We start from the raw sequence: 18,380 nt of genomic DNA, 5'->3' as shown, positions 1-18,380 counted from the left end.
CCTCTATTATACTATTATTTTCTTGAAAAGGGATTATTTTGATAATCAAAGATGCAAAAACAGGTAAGGCAAAACAAGAGCAGTTCCTTATGGTATAATAGATTTATGGATAAAAAATATGAAAAAATCTCCCAAGATTTGGGAGTAACCTTAAAGCAAATCGATACCGTTCTAAGTTTGACGGCTGAGGGGGCGACAATTCCCTTTATCGCGCGTTATCGAAAGGACATGACTGGTAGTTTGGATGAGGTGGCGATTAAGGCCATTATCGACCTGGATAAAAGTCTGACTAATCTTAATGACCGCAAGGAAGGTGTCTTAGCTAAGATACAAGAACAAGGCAAACTAACCAAGGAATTGGAAGATGCTATCCTGACAGCTGAGAAATTAGCAGATGTAGAAGAACTCTACCTTCCTTATAAGGAAAAGCGTCGGACCAAGGCAACTATTGCCCGAGAAGCTGGACTCTTTCCTCTTGCTCGCTTGATTTTGCAGAATGTTACTAGCTTAGAGAAAGAAGCTGAGAAGTTTGTCTGTGAAGGATTTGCGACAGTTCAAGAAGCCTTGGCTGGAGCAGTTGATATCTTAGTTGAAGCCTTATCAGAAGATGTGACCTTGCGTTCACTGACCTATCAGGAAGTGTTGAGACACTCTAAAATCACTTCGAAAGTCAAAGATGAGAGTCTTGATGAGAAGCAAGTTTTCCAGATTTATTATGATTTCTCAGAGACAGTTGGCAACATGCAGGGCTATCGCACCTTGGCTCTCAACCGTGGGGAGAAGCTAGGCGTCTTAAAAGTCGGTTTTGAGCACGCGACAGATCGTATTCTTGCTTTCTTTGCTGCCCGTTTCAAGGTGAAAAATACCTATATAGATGAAGTGGTTCAACAGTCAGTTAAGAAAAAGGTCTTGCCTGCTATCGAACGACGTATACGGACAGAATTGACTGAGAAAGCAGAAGAAGGGGCTATCCAACTCTTTTCAGACAATCTGCGCAATCTCCTATTGGTTGCTCCGCTGAAAGGGCGCGTGGTTCTAGGATTTGACCCCGCCTTTCGTACAGGTGCCAAGCTGGCTGTTGTTGATGCAACAGGGAAAATGCTGACGACCCAAGTCATTTATCCAGTAAAACCAGCATCAACTCGTCAAATCGAAGAAGCCAAGAAAGATTTGTCGGACTTGATTGGTCAATACGGTGTGGAAATTATTGCTATCGGAAATGGGACGGCCAGTCGGGAAAGTGAAGCCTTTGTGGCGGAAGTTCTGAAAGATTTTCCTGAAGTCAGCTATGTTATCGTCAATGAAAGTGGCGCTTCCGTTTACTCTGCCAGTGAACTTGCTCGTCAGGAGTTTCCAGAATTAACTGTTGAAAAACGCTCTGCTATCTCTATCGCCCGTCGTTTGCAAGATCCCCTCGCTGAATTGGTCAAAATTGATCCCAAGTCAATCGGTGTCGGTCAGTACCAGCATGATGTTAGTCAGAAGAAACTGTCTGAGAGTCTGGACTTTGTCGTGGATACCGTGGTGAACCAAGTCGGTGTCAATGTCAATACAGCCAGCCCAGCACTTCTTTCCCACGTAGCTGGACTCAATAAAACCATTTCTGAAAATATCGTCAAATACCGTGAGGAAGAGGGAAAAATCACTTCACGCGATCAGATTAAGAAGGTTCCTCGTCTGGGTGCCAAGGCTTTTGAACAGGCAGCTGGTTTCCTCCGTATCCCTGAAAGTAGCAATATTCTTGATAATACAGGAGTTCACCCAGAAAACTATGCTGCGGTTAAGGAGCTCTTCAAACGCTTGGATATCAAGGACTTGAATGAAGAAGCACAAAATAAGCTTAAATCCCTATCAGTCAAGGAGATGGCGCAAGAACTGGATCTTGGACCAGAAACGCTTAAAGATATCATTTCCGACCTTCTCAAACCAGGTCGAGATTTCCGTGATTCCTTTGACGCACCTGTACTCCGCCAAGATGTCTTGGATATCAAAGACTTAAAAGTCGGCCAGAAGCTGGAAGGTGTGGTGCGTAATGTCGTTGACTTCGGTGCCTTCGTTGATATCGGGATTCACGAAGACGGCCTCATTCATATTTCTCATATGAGTCGCAAATTTATCAAACATCCCAGCCAAGTGTTGTCTGTTGGAGATTTGGTAACGGTTTGGGTTAAGAAAATCGATACCGAGCGTGAAAAAGTCAATCTGTCGCTCCTCGCTCCAGATGAATCTAACTGAGTACGTTCAGTCTGTTTCACTCGAAGACTTTGGTAGACCTTTTATACACCAAGCCCAGTGGAATTCTCGTCTACGTTCGACAGGTGGGCGATTTTTCCCCAAGGATGGGCATTTGGACTTTAATCCCAAGGTCTATAATGAACTAGGTTTGGAAGTCTTTCGCAAAATCGTGCGCCATGAACTCTGTCACTATCACCTTTATTTTCAGAAAAAAGGATATCGACATAAGGACCGAGATTTTAAAGAACTTTTGAAAGAAGTGGATGGACTGCGCTATGTACCACCCATGAAAACACAATCTCAAAGTGCTTACCTAGTCTATCAGTGCCAATCTTGCCAGCAAAGTTATCAGCGTAAGAGAAGGATTGATACCAAACGCTATCGTTGTGGCGTCTGCCGTGGTAAACTCGTCATCTTAAATCGGCCTAAGGACTGATGTTTGTGAACCTGTTTCATGCTATACTACTTGTAAGAATACCGAAAGAGGAACAAATCATGAATAATAAATTTTATAAAATGAAACGAAATAGTATGGTATCGGGAGTTTTAGCTGGTCTATCAGACAAGTGGAATTTTGATGTGACTCTAGTTCGCTTTCTCTTTGCTATTTTTACCATATCAAATTTTGGGATTGGCGTGATTATCTACATCATCCTAGCCTCTATCCTGCCAACTAAGGAAGAAATCGAAGCAGAAATGTATGGAACAGGACCACGCAAACGCAAGGAAGCCCAAGCCATTGAAGACAATGATGGATGGTTTTGGTGATAATAGTTGAAGCATGAACTTCGTCCAAGAGGACGAAGTTTTTTTAAACTTGTCAAATCAAATCCTGAAATGGTATAATAAATCAGTGAATACAATAATTTAGAGAGATTAATATGGCTAACGAAAATAAAACGTTTGAATTACAAAGTTCTGAAATTGACTTTGACTATGAACAGTTACTTGAAATAGAAAATTCTTTAGAAAATAACCTTAAGGATGTTGTTGAACACATAGAGCAAGTTGATATAGATAGAGAAAAATTACAAAATAATGAATACCTTCAAGAATCTATTGAAAATATAGTTTGGGAACAAGTACAACTTCAACTTGCTGCCCAAATAGGTGAAGAGTTTATTAAAGATAACAACGGTCAAACTCTAGATTTACGAAAAGACGCACATATACAAACTGCTGAAAATTTTGAAAAAGGAAAACTAGCAACTCATAATAGAGATGTCGATTATCAAGAAAGATACGATACTTGGCAAAATAATTTTGTTAAAGATGACTTAGGAAATATTAAAACACACTCAACTCGTTCAGGAAAAATTGTAAATACTTTAACCAAAGATGCGAGAAAACCATTTGACGCAGGACGACCAACAGGTTCAAAAGAAAAAGGAACTCAGATGGATCATACAGTTTCTGCAGGAGAGATTATACGTGATCCAAAGGCAAATGCTTTTTTGACAAAGGAAGAGCAGATTGCTTTTGCAAATAGTAAAGTTAACCTTAACGAAATTAGGAGTGAAGTTAATCAAGCGAAGGGTGATCAATCTACAACTGAATTATTTGATAATCCAAATTCTAAAGGGCAATACGCTAGAGAAGTCCATAATATTAGTTCAAAAGAAGAGAAACAGTTAATTGAGAAAGATAAAGAGGCACGCGAGGAATACGATAGAGTAAGAGATGAAGCTGAGAAGCGAGCTATAAAATCTGGTAAAAAATCACGACGTGACGAGGCTTTAAAAGTTTCAGGAAAAGCTTTTAAAGCAGCTCTTTTACAGTTACTATCAGAATTTTTGCGAGAGTTAATTTCAAAATTTATCTCTTGGCTTAAAGAGACAGAGAGAAACTTATCAACTTTTATTGAAAAGATAAAAGAGGCCATCATTTCATTTGTAAACAACTTATCAAACCACTTATTAAACGTTGGGAAATCAGTGGTTACGATGATAGCTTCTGCGATAGTTGGACCTGTAATTAACACTTTTCTTAAAGCTTGGACATTTATTCACCAAGGTTGGAAGTCATTAAAAGAAGCAATTGATTATCTAAACAATCCAGATAACAAAGAAAAAAGTGTTCAGATAATGATGCTAGAAATCGGTAAAATTGTTGTTGCTGGTTTATCGGCTACTGGGGCAATTGTACTAGGAGAAACTTTAGGAGCTTCTCTCACAGCTAGTTTTCCAGTCCTAGCTGTTTCTATACCACTTTTAGGAACAATCGGCAGTGTTATTGGAACTTTTATGGGAGCGACCTTATCTGGAATTATTGGCGCTTTTGTATTAAAAATGATTGATCAGCAAATTGTCAATAAACAGATTACTGAATTAAGTTCTAAGAAAATTGATCAAAATAATGAAATGTTAGTAATCAAAGATCAATTACTAGATGTAAAGAGCATAAAGCTTCAAGTAGAACAAGATTCTGTTATCAATACTATTAAGGAAAGACACGATATGGCTGCTTCAATAATGAAAGAAAAGCTATCAGATATTTTTGAAGAATCTACAAGAGACGAAAAAAGTGACTTTGATGAGATTGATGCATTATTACAAGATTTACTAGATTAAGGAGATAAATATGGAACAAGAAGTAGTTGAGCAAGAACAGGAAAAATTTGAAATAAACATTAGCAAACATGATTTCGATGAAGCGAAAGAGCATCTGAAAGAGTTTGCTGAACAAAGTCAAGATGAACTGTATTTTGATAAAGTTAGAACTCACGATGATTTCTTCGGTTTTGAGTTTGCTGAACATGGAGTGACAGGAAACGAGTTTAATACGTTAGTTGAACAAACTCAAAATTACATTTCAAAATTTTATGATAATCAACAAACACTTATTGAAGAATTTGGTCAAGTTTATAAAGCTTTAGAAGCGCTGGATAAAGATTATATTCAAGCTATTCTTTCTTCTGTAGCTGCCATTGAACATAACAACAAAAAAATTCTGAAAGAGCAGGCTCGTATTGATAAAACCATAGAGAAACAAAAATTAACATTAGAAGCTCTTAAGCAGTTTAAAGAGAAATTTAACGAAGAAAAAAGTAAAAATTCTATCGTCGAACATGAGGAACGACTTTCTACACTAGATGATAGAATTGTCAACTTAGAGGGCGCTGTTAGTCAGCTTCCTTTGGAACCAGTCTCTCACACTGCTGAGATTGAAGAACTCAGAAGAGAGTTGAAAGAAAGTAAAGAACAAATTCAACTTATTTCCAATCGACTACTTACAGTTTTTATCATATCTGGAGTATCTATTGGAATGTTAATTATTGCTTTACTTTTTATGTTTTTGAGGTAGATTATGACTATATCCCGTGATAAACTAATTGAGAGCGCCAAAAAATTGGATCGACAACTGGGTAATGAGTCGACTTTTCTCACAAAAGTGAATGAGATTATAATTGATCATTCAGACACAAATAAAGTAGCAGATTTATATAAATCTATATATTTATTTCAAAAAGAGAATAAAATAAGCAAGATAAGTCAAACGCTAAAAGAATTATCTGATAATTTAGCTTGTTATTTAGGTTACTCTTATCTTTTTGAAATACTAGGGAAGGAGTTAGGAAAACGTAACAACTCTTCTTTGGATGAATTGATGAAGGAATTAAATCAATTAGTTGGTTTACAAAAAGTTAAAGAGGAAGTTTCGAGGTTAGTTATATATCAAAAGGTTCAGTCCAAAAGAAAAGAGTCTGGGCTAAAAGTACCAAAGAGAACTTTACATATGGCGTTTATGGGGAATCCTGGTACTGGAAAGACGACAGTGGCCAGAATTGTAGGTCGGATGTATTATCAATTAGGCCTTCTTTCAAAGGGGCATTTTACCGAAGTCTCCAGAACAGATTTAATCGCTGGTTATCAAGGTCAAACTGCTTTAAAAGTAAAAAGTGTCATTGAAAAAGCAAAAGGTGGCGTTTTATTCATAGATGAAGCTTATAGTATTACAGAAAATGACAATACGGATTCATATGGACGAGAATGTTTAACAGAATTGACAAAGGCTCTAGAGGATTCAAGAGATGATCTAATTGTTATTGTTGCAGGATATACTGATCCAATGAATCATTTTTTTGAATCGAATCCTGGTCTGAAGTCTCGCTTTAATTATTTTATTAATTTTGAAAATTATTCTTCTACAGAATTGTTAGATATTCTTGAAACTATAGCAAGAAAAGATGACTACCAGATAGACGATAAGTTGAAAGAAATATTATTAAATTATTTTAATGATAAGTTAGAAAGTAATCTTACCAATTTTTCTAACGGTCGTTTTGTTCGAAATCTTTATGAAGATTTAATAATGAATCAAGCAGTTCGAATTGATCAAAGTGAAAATTTGACTTCAAAAGATTTAACCTTGTTGATAAAAGAAGACTTTTCTTTAGAAGAAAACTGTTCTGCTTATATAGAAATATAATTAATTGAAAGAATACATCATCAAATTGTAGCTACATTTCTTACTGATTGATTCAGACTGAATAGTGAATTTTAACCCTTGCATCCGCAAGGGTTTTCTTCTTGCCTTTCTTTTATGGTAAAATATTGATAGCGAAATTGCTTGTTTTTTTTAATCTTACAAAAATGTAAGATTAAAGTCTCTTTTGTAAGGTTAGGTTATGGCAAGACCTCTTTTTTTGAGATAAACTAGACTCATAAAGAACAAAGGAGCAAAACCATGAAAAGAATCTTACATAAGAAAACAAGAAAACCAAGTCAAAAAGATATCGAGCGTGTTCAACTGGGATGCGCTATGATGCAAGCACAGTTTCAATTGATGGGATATTAAGAAGGAGAAAATCATGACACTTTTAGATGTAAAACACGTTCAAAAAATCTATAAAACACGTTTCCAAGGCAACCAAGTAGAAGCCCTTAAGGATATTCACTTTACCGTAGAGAAGGGTGACTACGTTGCCATCATGGGTGAGTCTGGTTCTGGAAAATCAACCCTGCTCAACATCCTAGCTATGCTGGATAAACCAACTCGCGGGCAGGTTTACCTCAACGGAACCGACACAGCCACTATTAAAAATTCACAAGCTTCGAGTTTCCGTCGTGAGAAGTTGGGATTTGTCTTCCAAGATTTTAACTTGCTAGATACCTTGTCTGTTAAGGACAATATATTGCTTCCGTTAGTGTTATCACGAAAACCTATCACAGAGATGATGAAGAAATTGGTAGTGACTGCTGAAAATTTGGGCATCAACCAATTGCAAGAGAAGTACCCTTACGAGATCTCTGGTGGTCAAAAACAGCGGGTAGCAGTAGCACGCGCCATCATCACTGAACCTGAAATTCTTCTTGCGGATGAGCCAACAGGAGCTCTTGACTCCAAGTCATCTGCAGCTCTTCTGGATGTTTTTGATGAAATCAATGAACGTGGCCAAACCATTCTCATGGTAACTCACTCAACGGCAGCAGCCAGCAGGGCCAAGCGCGTTCTCTTTATCAAGGACGGCATTCTTTACAATCAAATCTACCGTGGAGACAAGACAGAACGTCAGATGTTCCAGGAAATCTCTGATACCTTGACTGTCATGGCAAGTGAGGTGAATTAGTATGTTTCGATTGACCAATAAGTTAGCGGTTTCGAACTTAATCAAAAACCGCAAACTCTACTATCCCTTTGCTTTAGCAGTTCTCTTAGCTGTGACCATCACCTATCTCTTTTACTCACTGTCACTTAATCCTAACATTGGTAAGATTCGAGGGGGAGAAACTATCTCTATGACCCTTGCTCTCGGTATGGTAGTTGTTACCATCGCTTCTGGAATTATTGTACTTTATGCCAATAGTTTTGTCATGAAGAACCGCTCCAAGGAGCTGGGTGTATATGGTATGCTGGGGCTTGAAAAGCGCCATTTGATCAGTATGGTTTTTAAGGAGCTTCTTATTTTTGGTTCCTTAACCTTGACAGCTGGTCTCGGTCTAGGAGCTCTCTTTGATAAGCTAATCTTTGCCCTTCTTCTGAAGCTGATGAAAATGAAAGTGGAGCTCGTTTCGACTTTCCAACCAATTGTCTTCATCCTAGTTCTCATCGTCTTTGGAGCTATCTTCCTAGGTCTAATTTTTATCAATGCCTTTCGCATCGCACGCATGAATGCCCTTCAACTCTCTCGTGAAAAAGCCAGTGGTGAGAAAAAAGGACGTTTCTTAGGTCTTCAAACTATACTAGGTTTGATTAGTATGGGAGCTGGCTACTACCTAGCAGTAACAGTTGAAAATCCACTTTCTGCTGTTCTGATTTTCTTTGTAGCAGTCTTGTTGGTAATTTTGGGAACTTATCTTCTCTTCAATGCAGGAATCACAGTTTTCCTACAAATCTTGAAGAAAAACAAGCGTTACTATTACCAACCTAACAACATGATTTCCGTATCCAATCTCATTTTTCGTATGAAGAAAAATGCTGTTGGTCTAGCGACGATTGCTATTCTCTCAACCATGGTCTTGGTGACTATGTCTGCTGCAACGAGTATCTTTAAAGGCTCTGAAACTTTCAAGAAAGTCATGAATCCACATGATTTTGGAATTACAGGGCAGAATGTTGAAAAAGAAGACATAAATAAACTCCTAGACCAGTATGCTAGCGATAAAGGATTGACTGTCACAAAGAAAGAAGTCCTTACATACAGTAGCTTTGGTGTAGCAAACCAAGAAGGTACGAAATTGACAATCTTTGAGAAAGGTCAAAATCGTGTTCAACCGAAAACTATTTTTATGGTCTTTGACCAAAAAGACTATGAGAATATGACGGGCCAAAAACTTGCACTTTCAGGAAAGGAAGTTGGATTGTTTACTAAGAACAAAGAACTTCAAGGACAGAAAGAACTGACTCTAAATGACCAGACCTATACAATAAAGGAAGAAATCAAAAAAGATTTTATTCTTGAACATGTCCCAAATCAGTACAATATTCTAACTTCGGACTATAACTATCTGGTTGTTCCTGACTTGAAAGCCTTTCTTGACCAGCATCCTAATTCTTCCATTTTTAATCAATACTATGGTGGTATGAATGTAACAGCTAGTGAGGAAGAGCAACTCAAACTTGCAGATGACTATTCAAAATTCCTTGATGATTTTAATAGAGAATCAAGCAAAGAAGGAAGCTTTATTTACGGAAGCAATCTGGCTGATAGTAGTGCGCAGATGAGTGCTTTCTTTGGTGGGACCTTCTTTATCGGTATCTTCCTCTCCATCATCTTTATGGTGGGAACAGTTCTCGTCATCTACTACAAACAAATCTCTGAAGGCTATGAAGACCGTGAACGCTTTATCATTTTGCAAAAGGTCGGTCTCGATCAAAAGCAAATCAAGCAAACCATTAATAAACAGGTCCTAACTGTTTTCTTCCTCCCATTGCTCTTTGCCTTCCTACACCTTGCCTTTGCCTATCATATGCTTAGTCTCATCCTAAAAGTCATTGGGGTCCTAGATGCGACCATGATGTTGACAGTCACTCTGTCCATCTGTGCTATCTTCCTCATCGTCTATGTCTTAATCTTTATGATTACCTCAAGAAGCTATCGCAAGATTGTGCAAATGTAAAAAAGATACCTCGATGCTTGTCGAGGTATTTCTTTTATCTTAAATGCTAAAGAGTTGTCCCAAGAGGAAGGTTACACCCATGGTGAGAAGTCCGATACAGAGGTTGCGGATCATGGCAGTTTTCGTAGGTGCCTTGCCTAGTTTAGCACTGGTATAGCCGGTGACGAGAAGGGAAAGGGCCACAATAAAAACAGTAGCAGGAATACGATAGTCACTTGGAAAGACGGTGATTGAAAGCATAGGAGGAAGGCTTCCCAGTACAAAGGCAATAAAGCTAGAGATAGCAGCATGCCAAGGGTTGGTAAACTCTTCATACTCGATTCCATACTTTTCTTCGACCAAGGCTTTGAGTGGATTTTTTAAAAAGGCCTTGTTGGTCAAGAGTTGGGCTGACGTTTCACACTCACCGTTTTGAAGGTAGGCAGCATAGAGGGATTGTTTTGCAGATTCGATATCCTTATCCAAGAGCAACTGTTCTCTAGCAACAGCGGCTTCTTCCGTGTCTTTCTGAGTGGATACAGAGACATATTCGCCACCGGCCATAGAGAAAGCACCAGCGAGGATAGCCGCTAAACCTGATAAAAAGATAATCCAGATATTGCTTGTCGCACTGGCAACGCCGATAACGACTCCAGCGATGGAAATAATTCCATCATTGGCGCCCAGAACACCTGCGCGTAGGATATTGAGTCGTCCTGCAAAGTTAGCATCAATTTCATGTTTTATTTCTGTCATAGTCATCTCCTTTCTCTCCATTATAGAGAAAAGGGTAGGGGAATACAAACTTTTTAAACTATCTGAAAAAAGTTTTACAATTCTAATTTTTAGGCCCTTTGAAGTTTCTCCGAAAAAGTAGTGCTTTCCTGCTGTACTGGAACTTTTTAAACTTATCTATGGTATAATAGAAGATAGATTTATCAATTGGAGTATGAAGGATTTTATGATTAAACTTGTAGCAACCGATATGGATGGAACCTTTCTAGATGGAGAGGGTCGGTTTGATATGGAACGCCTTAAAAACGTACTTGTTTCCTACAAGGAAAAGGGGATTTATTTTGCAGTGGCTTCAGGTCGCGGTATCTTGTCCCTGAAAAAGTTGTTTGCGGATGTGTGTGATGAAGTGATTTTTATAGCTGAAAATGGGAGCTATGTTGAGTTTCATGGTGAGGATATGTATGAGGCTACTATGTCTCGGGATTTTTACTTGAGCACTTTTGAAGCTTTAAAGAAATCACCCTATTTTGATGAAAGAAAAATGTTGCTGACGGGGAAAAAAGCTTGTTATGTATTGGATACAGTCGATGAGACCTATCTCAAGTTTAGCCGTCACTACAATGAAAACATTCAAAAAGTAACGCGTCTGGAAGCTATTAAGGATGAGATTTTTAAATTCACTACGAACTTCACAGAAGATACGATAGAAGCTGGAGAGGCCTGGGTCAACAAAAACGTTCCTGGTGTAAAAGCCATGACAACAGGTTTTGAATCCATCGATATTGTCTTGGACTACGTTGATAAGGGTGTGGCTATTGTTGAGCTGGCAAAAAAACTTGTTCTAACCATGGATCAGGTCATGGCTTTTGGCGACAATCTCAATGACCTTCACATGATGCAGGTTGTGGGACACCCAGTCGCTCCTGAAAATGCGCGACCAGAGATTTTAGAATTAGCAGAAACAGTGATTGGCCACCATAAGGACCAGTCAGTGATGACTTATATGGAGGGCTTGTAATGGCAGATATTAAATTGATTGCATTGGACTTGGATGGTACCTTGCTGACAACGGATAAAAAGCTAACAGAACGTACCAAGGAGGTCCTCAAAGCTGCGCGTGATCGTGGCATCAAGGTCGTTCTGACAACAGGTCGTCCTTTGAAGGCTATGGATTTCTTTCTCCATGAGCTAGGGACTGATGGTCTGGAGGACGAGTACACCATCACCTTTAATGGTGGTCTGGTACAGAAAAATACAGGAGAGATTCTCGATAAAACCGTCTTTTCAATCGACGATGTGGCACGATTGTACGAGGAAACTGAAAAACTAGGATTACCGTTAGATGCCATTTCAGAAGGAACAGTCTATCAAATCCAGTCGGACCAAGAAAGTCTCTATGCTAAGTTCAACCCAGCCCTGACTTTCGTACCTGTCGCTTTTGAAGATCTATCTAGTCAGATGACATATAATAAATGTGTGACTGCCTTTGCCCAAGAACCTTTGGATGCAGCCATTCAGAAGATTTCACCAGAATTATTTGACCAATATGAAATCTTTAAATCACGTGAAATGTTGCTAGAGTGGTCACCAAAGAATGTTCATAAAGCAACAGGTTTAGCGAAATTAATTAAACACTTAGGAATCAATCAAAGTCAAGTCATGGCTTGTGGGGACGAGGCCAATGACCTTTCCATGATTGAATGGGCAGGTCTGGGAGTTGCCATGCAAAATGCAGTTCCTGCGGTTAAGGCAGTTGCCAATGTGATTACCCCAATGACCAACGACGAGGAAGCCGTTGCTTGGGCTATCGAAGAATACGTGTTAAAGGAGAATTAGAATATGGGATTATTTGATCGTTTATTCGGGAAAAAAGAAGAGCCGAAAATCGAAGATATTGTAAAAGAAGCTCTGGAAAATATTGATTTGTCAGAAGAGGTTGAAGAAAATCAAACGGCTCTCGAAGAAACAAGTCAGGAAGGGACAGGAAGTGACAAAGTGGAAGCAACTCTTGCTCAAGAAGAACTTCCTCAGGTCTTGACAGAAGAAGTGATTGAACCAGAAGCAGTCGAGGAAATGGCTCAAGAAAAAGTTGAGTTAGAATCTAATGAGACAGAGCAAGGCCAAGAGCTTGAAGAATTTTTCGAAGAAGAGAGCCAAGAATCTCTAGAAACTGGAGAAGAGCTAGGGGATGAAGACGTAGAAGAAGAACTTCCTCAGGTTGAAGAAACCGTGCAGGAAAAATATGACCGCAGTCTAAAGAAAACCCGTACGGGATTCGGAGCTCGTTTGAATGCCTTCTTTGCCAACTTCCGTTCTGTCGATGAAGAATTCTTCGAAGAATTGGAAGAACTGCTCATCTTGAGCGACGTCGGTGTGCAAGTCGCTTCGAACCTAACAGAAGAACTACGTTATGAAGCCAAACTCGAAAATGCTAAGAAGCCTGATGCGCTCCGTCGTGTCATTATCGAGAAATTGGTCGAGCTCTACGAAAAGGATGGCAACTACGATGAACAAATCCATTTCCAAGATGGTTTGACAGTCATGCTCTTTGTCGGAGTCAATGGTGTTGGGAAAACAACTTCTATCGGGAAATTAGCTCATCGCTACAAACAAGCTGGCAAGAAAGTCATGTTGGTTGCGGCAGATACCTTCCGTGCGGGTGCTGTGGCCCAGCTAGCTGAATGGGGTCGACGTGTGGATGTTCCGGTTGTGACGGGAGCTGAAAAGGCTGATCCAGCAAGCGTGGTCTTTGATGGGATGCAACGTGCTGTAGCTGAAGGGATTGATATCCTTATGATTGATACAGCAGGGCGTCTGCAAAACAAGGATAACCTCATGGCCGAGTTGGAAAAGATTGGTCGCATTATCAAACGTGTCGTTCCTGAAGCACCTCATGAAACCTTCCTGGCACTCGATGCTTCAACTGGACAGAATGCCTTAGTACAAGCTAAGGAATTTTCTAAGATAACACCATTGACTGGAATTGTTTTGACAAAAATTGACGGAACTGCCCGAGGTGGTGTTGTACTAGCTATCCGTGAAGAACTCAATATCCCAGTGAAATTGATTGGTTTTGGTGAAAAAATCGATGATATAGGGGAATTTAACTCAGAAAACTTTATGAAGGGTCTCTTAGAAGGCTTGATTTAATACAAAATAAATATCCTGCAAGTCAATCTTGCAGGATATTTTTGCTATTCTAAACGGCCATCTTCACGATAGGCGATATCTGGTTGCCAGGTCCATTTAGCTCCATACTTCTCAAGTAATTCAAAGCTAGCTTGTGGCCCCATGCTTCCAGCTTTATAATCGTAGAGTGGAGCTCCGTTTTCTGCCCAGAGCTCTTCGATACGGTCAATCAATTTCCAAGAAGCACTTACCTCATCCCAGTGGCTAAAATTGGTTGAGTTGTTGTTCAAAACATCGTAGATTAATTTCTCGTATGGGTCTGGTGAGGCTCCAGTAGCAGTAGCATCTGTACGGTAATCCAGAGAGCTTGGAGCTAGGTTAAATTCTTCACCGACTTGCTTCCCATTTAGGCTGAGAGAGAATCCTTCAGTTGGTTGGATATAGATGGTCAAGATATTTGGCGCTAATGGTTCTCCAAAGATAGAGTCCATTTGTTTAAAGACGATATTGACATGAGTCCCTTTTTCAGTCAGACGTTTCCCTGTTCGGAAGAAGAAAGGAACACCACGGAAACGATCGCTGTCTACAAAGAAGGCACCAGATGCAAAGGTTTCTGTTGTAGATTCAGGATCGACATTTGGCTCGCTACGATAGGAAATGTATTTCATGCCATCGATTTTACCAGAGCGATACTGACCACGAATAAACTGTTCTTTCAATTCTTCCTCAGTTGGATGATAGAGGTTTTTAAAGACCTTTATCTTTTCAGCACGAATCTCATCCTTTGTAAAGCTAGCTGGTTTATCCATGGCTAGAAGAGAGAGGAGTTGAAGAGTATGGTTTTGCACCATATCACGAAGGGCACCAGATTGATCATAGTAGCCACCGCGTTCTTCAACACCCAAGCGCTCTGCAAAGGTAATCTGAACATTATCGATGTGTTCGCGATTCCAAACATTCTCAAAGATCATGTTGGCAAAACGAACAGCAAAGATACTCTGAATCATCTCTTTACCTAGGTAATGGTCGATACGGTAGATTTGCTCCTCATCAAAGGCCGCAAGGAGATCTTCATTGAGTATGCTAGCTGTTTCGTAGTCTGTACCAAATGGTTTCTCAACGATCAAGCGCTCAAAACCTTTGCCATCAACAATGTTTTCAGATTTGAGGTGCTTGGCAATGGTTCCAAAGAACTGAGGCGCCATAGACAAGAAGAAGAGCTTATTGTGTTCAGCTTGGTATTTTTCATTCAGCTCAGCTTGTAATTGGCGCAAAGCAATGTAATGTTCAGTATCATTCACATCATGGCTTTGATAGTAGAAGTGGCTGGCAAATTCTTGGGCTTGCTCGGTACTATCTGCCAAATCAAGGATGGACTCTACAACTACAGATTCAAAATATTCCTTACTCCAAGGTCTACGAGCTGTTCCGATAACAGCAAAATGCTCAGAGAGATTGCCTGATTTATAGAGTCTGAAAAGGGAAGGGTAGAGTTTGCGTTTGGCTAAATCTCCACTCGCACCGAAAATTGTAACAATAACCTTTGATGACATCTAGCTACCTAATTTCTATATTTTTTCCTAGTTGGACTAGGGATGAGATTTCCTCATTATCATAGTTTTTATTTTATCATAATTTTCAAAAAAAACAAAAAATCCAATACGCAATTAAAAAACTGTAAGGAGAACCTTACAGTTTTGTTTTATACATTTAAGACCTTGTCCAAGAACTCTTTTAGACGAGGGTGTTGCGGGTTATCGAAGATTTGATCTGGAGTTCCATCTTCTAAAAATTCACCATCAGCCGTAAAGATAACACGGTTAGCCACCTGACGAGCAAATCCCATCTCATGGGTTACGATGATCATGGTCATGCCTTGTTCCGCCAATTCCTTCATAACATTCAGTACATCTCCAACCATTTCAGGGTCCAGAGCGGAAGTTGGCTCATCAAAGAGCATGATATCAGGATTCATGGCAAGTCCACGAGCGATAGCTACACGCTGTTTTTGACCACCTGATAGGCTATCTGGGTTAGCATTAGCTTTGTCTGCAAGACCGACTTTCTCCAGCAACTCCATCCCCAATTTCTCAGCTTCTTCTTTGGTCATTCGTTTGTGTTCAATAGGTGCAAAAGTGATATTTTCTAGGACTGACATGTGAGGGAAGAGGTTGAAATGTTGGAAGACCATTCCCACGTTTTCACGAACATGGTCGACATTGGTTGATTTTTCAGTCAGATCATAACCATTTACTGTGATGTGGCCACTCGTTACCTCCTCAAGAAGGTTAAGGCTACGGAGGAATGTGGATTTACCAGAACCGGAAGGACCGATGATACAGACAACATCTCCTTCATAGAACTTAGTAGTAATGCCTTTTAAAACTTCGTTTTTTCCATAATACTTATGCAAATCATTTACATCAATTTTTAGTTTTGCCATTAACGAATCCTCTTTTCTAAGCGTTTCGCTAGTCTAGTCAAAAGCGTGATAATTACAAGATAGAAGATAGCAAGGATTGCATACATCTTGAAACTTTGGTAGTTACGGGCGATGATGATCTTACCAGTTTGGAAAAGTTCCACCAAACCGATAGCAGACACGATGGTTGTATCTTTGAGAGCGATAACGAATTGGTTGACAAAGTTTGGCAACATCAATTTAGTTGCTTGTGGCAAGATAATCTTACGCATGGTTTTTCCGTAAGAGATACCAAGACTGCGGCTGGCCTCCATTTGGCCAACTGGAACAGCTTGGATCCCACCACGAACAATTTCAGCGATATAAGCAGCTGCATTGAGTGAGAGGGCGATAGTACCAGCTACAAAGTCATTGATTGGACTTTGTTGGCCTGTAATGGACTCGATGAAGTTTGGAATACCCCAGAAGATGAAGGCTGCAAGAATCATCAATGGGATACCACGGATAACGTCAACGAAAATCTCAGAGATCAGACGAAGTGATTTGTATGGGCTAACGCTAAACATACCAAAGATAATCCCGATGACAATGGCAATTGCAAATGAGATAAGAGCTAGAGCAAGAGTGATTCCAAGTCCACTAAGGAGTTGTTTGTAGTTGTTTTGAAGCAAGCCCCAGATAGTAGTTTCGTCAACTGTACTTGTAGAGTCAGTTGAAGTTTCGCTAGCTAGATACTTGTCAAGAATCTTTTGGAATTCACCGTTAGCTTTGAGGTTCGCAAGTCCATTATTGAACATCTGGATCAATTCTGGATTTGTTCCTTTTTTAACCGCAAAGGCTGTTTCACCGATTGGAGTTTCAGCGATTGGCGTTTTCAATTTTTGCCCTTGGCTGATAGAATATTTGAGAACTGGCTCATCATCCATCACGGCATCAATAGATCCAGTATTCAGACTGTCATACATAGAAGCGCCATCTGCGAAAGTTTTAATCTTATAGCCGTATTTGCTTTGATTTTCAGTAAGGAACGTTTGAGAAGCAGTTCCGTTTTTAACACCGACAGTTTTATCCTTGAGGTCTTCATAAGAAGCAATTGTGCTTGATTCTTTCACACCGAGAATCGTATTTGCTGTGTAGTATGATTCTGAGAAGTCGAAGGTTTCCTTACGAGCATCTGTTACAGACATACCAGCAATGATACCATCTGCTTGTCCAGCTTGAACAGCACTAATGGCTGCATCAAATCCTGGATTGGTAATCTCAATTTCAAAACCTTGATCTTTGGCAATGGCCTTGATAAGATCCATATCAATACCGGTGTATTGATTGCTTGAATTTTGAAAGACGAATGGGGCGAAAGATGAGTCGCTGGCAATAATATACTTGCTTTTCACAGGAGTAGCTTTTTGTCCAGCAGCAGTAGTTATTGTTGGGCTTGCCGTAGTTTTAGAAGCCGTCCACTTTTGGATGATTTGCTCCAAGCTACCATCCTTCTTCATTTGTGCTAGGGCTTCGTTAAACTCGGTAACCAAGTGTTCATACTTGCTCCCTTTCTTGACACCAAAAGCAAAGCTTCCAACAGCCTCGCCATCCATATTGATGCTGAGATCTTGTCCTTGGTTAATCGCATACTCAATAACAGGTTTATCATCCATGATGGCGTTCACAGCACCAGCACTTAGACTGTTATTCATCAAATCACCTGTATCAAAGGTTTTGATAGAGAAACCGTATTTATCTTTGATACTTTCGAGGAAACGTTGAGCGGCAGTTCCGTTCTTAACTCCAACTGTTTTCCCGCTAAGTTCCTCATATTTGGTGATTTTATTTGCCTTTGTGGTAGCAATGACAACTTTTGTATCATAATAGGTATCAGACATGGTAAAGACATTTTCGCGTTCTTTTGTTTTTGTCATACCTGCCATAATAGCATCTGCTTGACCTGACTGCACTGCATTTACAGCTGCGTCAAAGCCGGGATAAGACATTTGGATGTTCCATCCTTTGATTTCTGCGACTTTATTGATAATATCAACATCAATCCCTTTATAGGTTTGATCTGAATCTTTAAACTCAAAAGGTGCGTAAGCTGTATCAGACACAATCTTAACAGTATCAGCTTTTGCCATACCTAGTGAGAAAATGGGAAATAAAATGAGCAAACATGCTAGTATTTTTTTCTTCATTTTTAGTCTCCTTTTCCGAATATTTTCCCATTATATCAGAAAATGAATGAAAAGGCAAATTTTATGGATTTTATGTAAGGAAATGTAACATGAAATACTCACTCTTATCAACCTAGAGTAGAGTCTGAAAAGTAA

General features: G+C 39.5%; 15 protein-coding genes. 11 read left to right on the top strand and 4 right to left on the bottom strand.

The features are described 5' to 3' along the window. Positions 1 to 105: 105 nt before the first annotated feature. From AXF18_RS08570 to AXF18_RS08535, 8 genes are all read left to right on the top strand, one after another. Positions 106 to 2,235 carry a Tex family protein gene (locus AXF18_RS08570; protein ID WP_049500012.1) on the top strand — a complete coding sequence of 710 codons (2,130 nt, stop codon included), beginning with the start codon at positions 106 to 108 and terminating at the stop codon, positions 2,233 to 2,235. Continuing rightward, the gene (locus AXF18_RS08565) at positions 2,222 to 2,671 is read left to right on the top strand and encodes a SprT family protein (protein ID WP_049500010.1); all 450 of its coding nucleotides are present in this window, start codon (positions 2,222 to 2,224) and stop codon (positions 2,669 to 2,671) included. Before AXF18_RS08570 ends, AXF18_RS08565 begins: the two co-directional genes overlap by 14 nt. 59 nt (positions 2,672 to 2,730) lie before the next feature. Beyond that, positions 2,731 to 3,003 (top strand): PspC domain-containing protein, encoded by a 273-nt coding sequence (locus AXF18_RS08560; protein ID WP_049500008.1) that lies wholly within the window; start codon positions 2,731 to 2,733, stop codon positions 3,001 to 3,003. 113 nt (positions 3,004 to 3,116) lie between these two features. Further along, positions 3,117 to 4,805 (top strand): hypothetical protein, encoded by a 1,689-nt coding sequence (locus AXF18_RS08555; protein ID WP_049500006.1) that lies wholly within the window; start codon positions 3,117 to 3,119, stop codon positions 4,803 to 4,805. Between the two features lie 10 nt (positions 4,806 to 4,815). Continuing rightward, positions 4,816 to 5,538 carry a hypothetical protein gene (locus tag AXF18_RS08550; protein ID WP_000434516.1) on the top strand — a complete coding sequence of 241 codons (723 nt, stop codon included), beginning with the start codon at positions 4,816 to 4,818 and terminating at the stop codon, positions 5,536 to 5,538. A 3-nt stretch (positions 5,539 to 5,541) separates the two neighbouring features. Continuing rightward, positions 5,542 to 6,663 carry an AAA family ATPase gene (locus tag AXF18_RS08545; protein WP_000156039.1) on the top strand — a complete coding sequence of 374 codons (1,122 nt, stop codon included), beginning with the start codon at positions 5,542 to 5,544 and terminating at the stop codon, positions 6,661 to 6,663. 382 nt (positions 6,664 to 7,045) lie between these two features. Further along, complete coding sequence (locus AXF18_RS08540) at positions 7,046 to 7,804, top strand: ABC transporter ATP-binding protein (RefSeq protein WP_000173369.1); 759 nt, start codon at positions 7,046 to 7,048, stop codon at positions 7,802 to 7,804. A gap of 1 nt (position 7,805) precedes the next feature. After that, positions 7,806 to 9,794, top strand: coding sequence for an FtsX-like permease family protein (locus AXF18_RS08535; RefSeq protein WP_049550003.1), 1,989 nt, complete (start codon positions 7,806 to 7,808; stop codon positions 9,792 to 9,794). 39 nt (positions 9,795 to 9,833) lie between these two features. Here AXF18_RS08535 and AXF18_RS08530 read toward each other — a convergent pair whose 3' ends face one another. Continuing rightward, on the bottom strand, positions 9,834 to 10,529 hold the full coding sequence (locus AXF18_RS08530; protein WP_000136037.1) for a VIT family protein: 696 nt from the start codon (positions 10,527 to 10,529) through the stop codon (positions 9,834 to 9,836). Between the two features lie 205 nt (positions 10,530 to 10,734). Between AXF18_RS08530 and AXF18_RS08525 the strand changes: the two genes are divergently transcribed. Genes AXF18_RS08525 through ftsY form a run of 3 tightly spaced genes read left to right on the top strand, consistent with a single transcriptional unit; the run spans position 10,735 to position 13,658 of the window. After that, positions 10,735 to 11,526, top strand: a complete 792-nt coding sequence (locus tag AXF18_RS08525; RefSeq protein ID WP_002880674.1) for a Cof-type HAD-IIB family hydrolase — start codon at positions 10,735 to 10,737, stop codon at positions 11,524 to 11,526. Further along, positions 11,526 to 12,344 carry a Cof-type HAD-IIB family hydrolase gene (locus tag AXF18_RS08520; protein ID WP_000763430.1) on the top strand — a complete coding sequence of 273 codons (819 nt, stop codon included), beginning with the start codon at positions 11,526 to 11,528 and terminating at the stop codon, positions 12,342 to 12,344. Before AXF18_RS08525 ends, AXF18_RS08520 begins: the two co-directional genes overlap by 1 nt. Before the next feature lie 3 nt (positions 12,345 to 12,347). Then, on the top strand, positions 12,348 to 13,658 hold the full coding sequence (gene ftsY / locus AXF18_RS08515; RefSeq protein ID WP_000522275.1) for a signal recognition particle-docking protein FtsY: 1,311 nt from the start codon (positions 12,348 to 12,350) through the stop codon (positions 13,656 to 13,658). Positions 13,659 to 13,702: 44 nt separating this feature from the next. On the opposite strand, the gene zwf is transcribed toward ftsY, so the two are convergent. From zwf to AXF18_RS08500, 3 genes are all read right to left on the bottom strand, one after another. Beyond that, positions 13,703 to 15,190, bottom strand: coding sequence for a glucose-6-phosphate dehydrogenase (gene zwf, locus AXF18_RS08510; protein WP_049518786.1), 1,488 nt, complete (start codon positions 15,188 to 15,190; stop codon positions 13,703 to 13,705). A 149-nt stretch (positions 15,191 to 15,339) separates the two neighbouring features. Then, positions 15,340 to 16,080, bottom strand: coding sequence for an amino acid ABC transporter ATP-binding protein (locus AXF18_RS08505; RefSeq protein WP_001096337.1), 741 nt, complete (start codon positions 16,078 to 16,080; stop codon positions 15,340 to 15,342). Continuing rightward, positions 16,080 to 18,245 (bottom strand): ABC transporter substrate-binding protein/permease, encoded by a 2,166-nt coding sequence (locus AXF18_RS08500; protein ID WP_065371819.1) that lies wholly within the window; start codon positions 18,243 to 18,245, stop codon positions 16,080 to 16,082. Before AXF18_RS08500 ends, AXF18_RS08505 begins: the two co-directional genes overlap by 1 nt. Positions 18,246 to 18,380 lie beyond the last annotated feature (135 nt).

Origin of the sequence: Streptococcus sp. oral taxon 064 (assembly GCF_001683375.1) — a bacterium.
GTDB lineage: Bacteria > Bacillota > Bacilli > Lactobacillales > Streptococcaceae > Streptococcus > Streptococcus oralis_S.
This window is presented reverse-complemented; position numbering and strand designations above follow the sequence as displayed.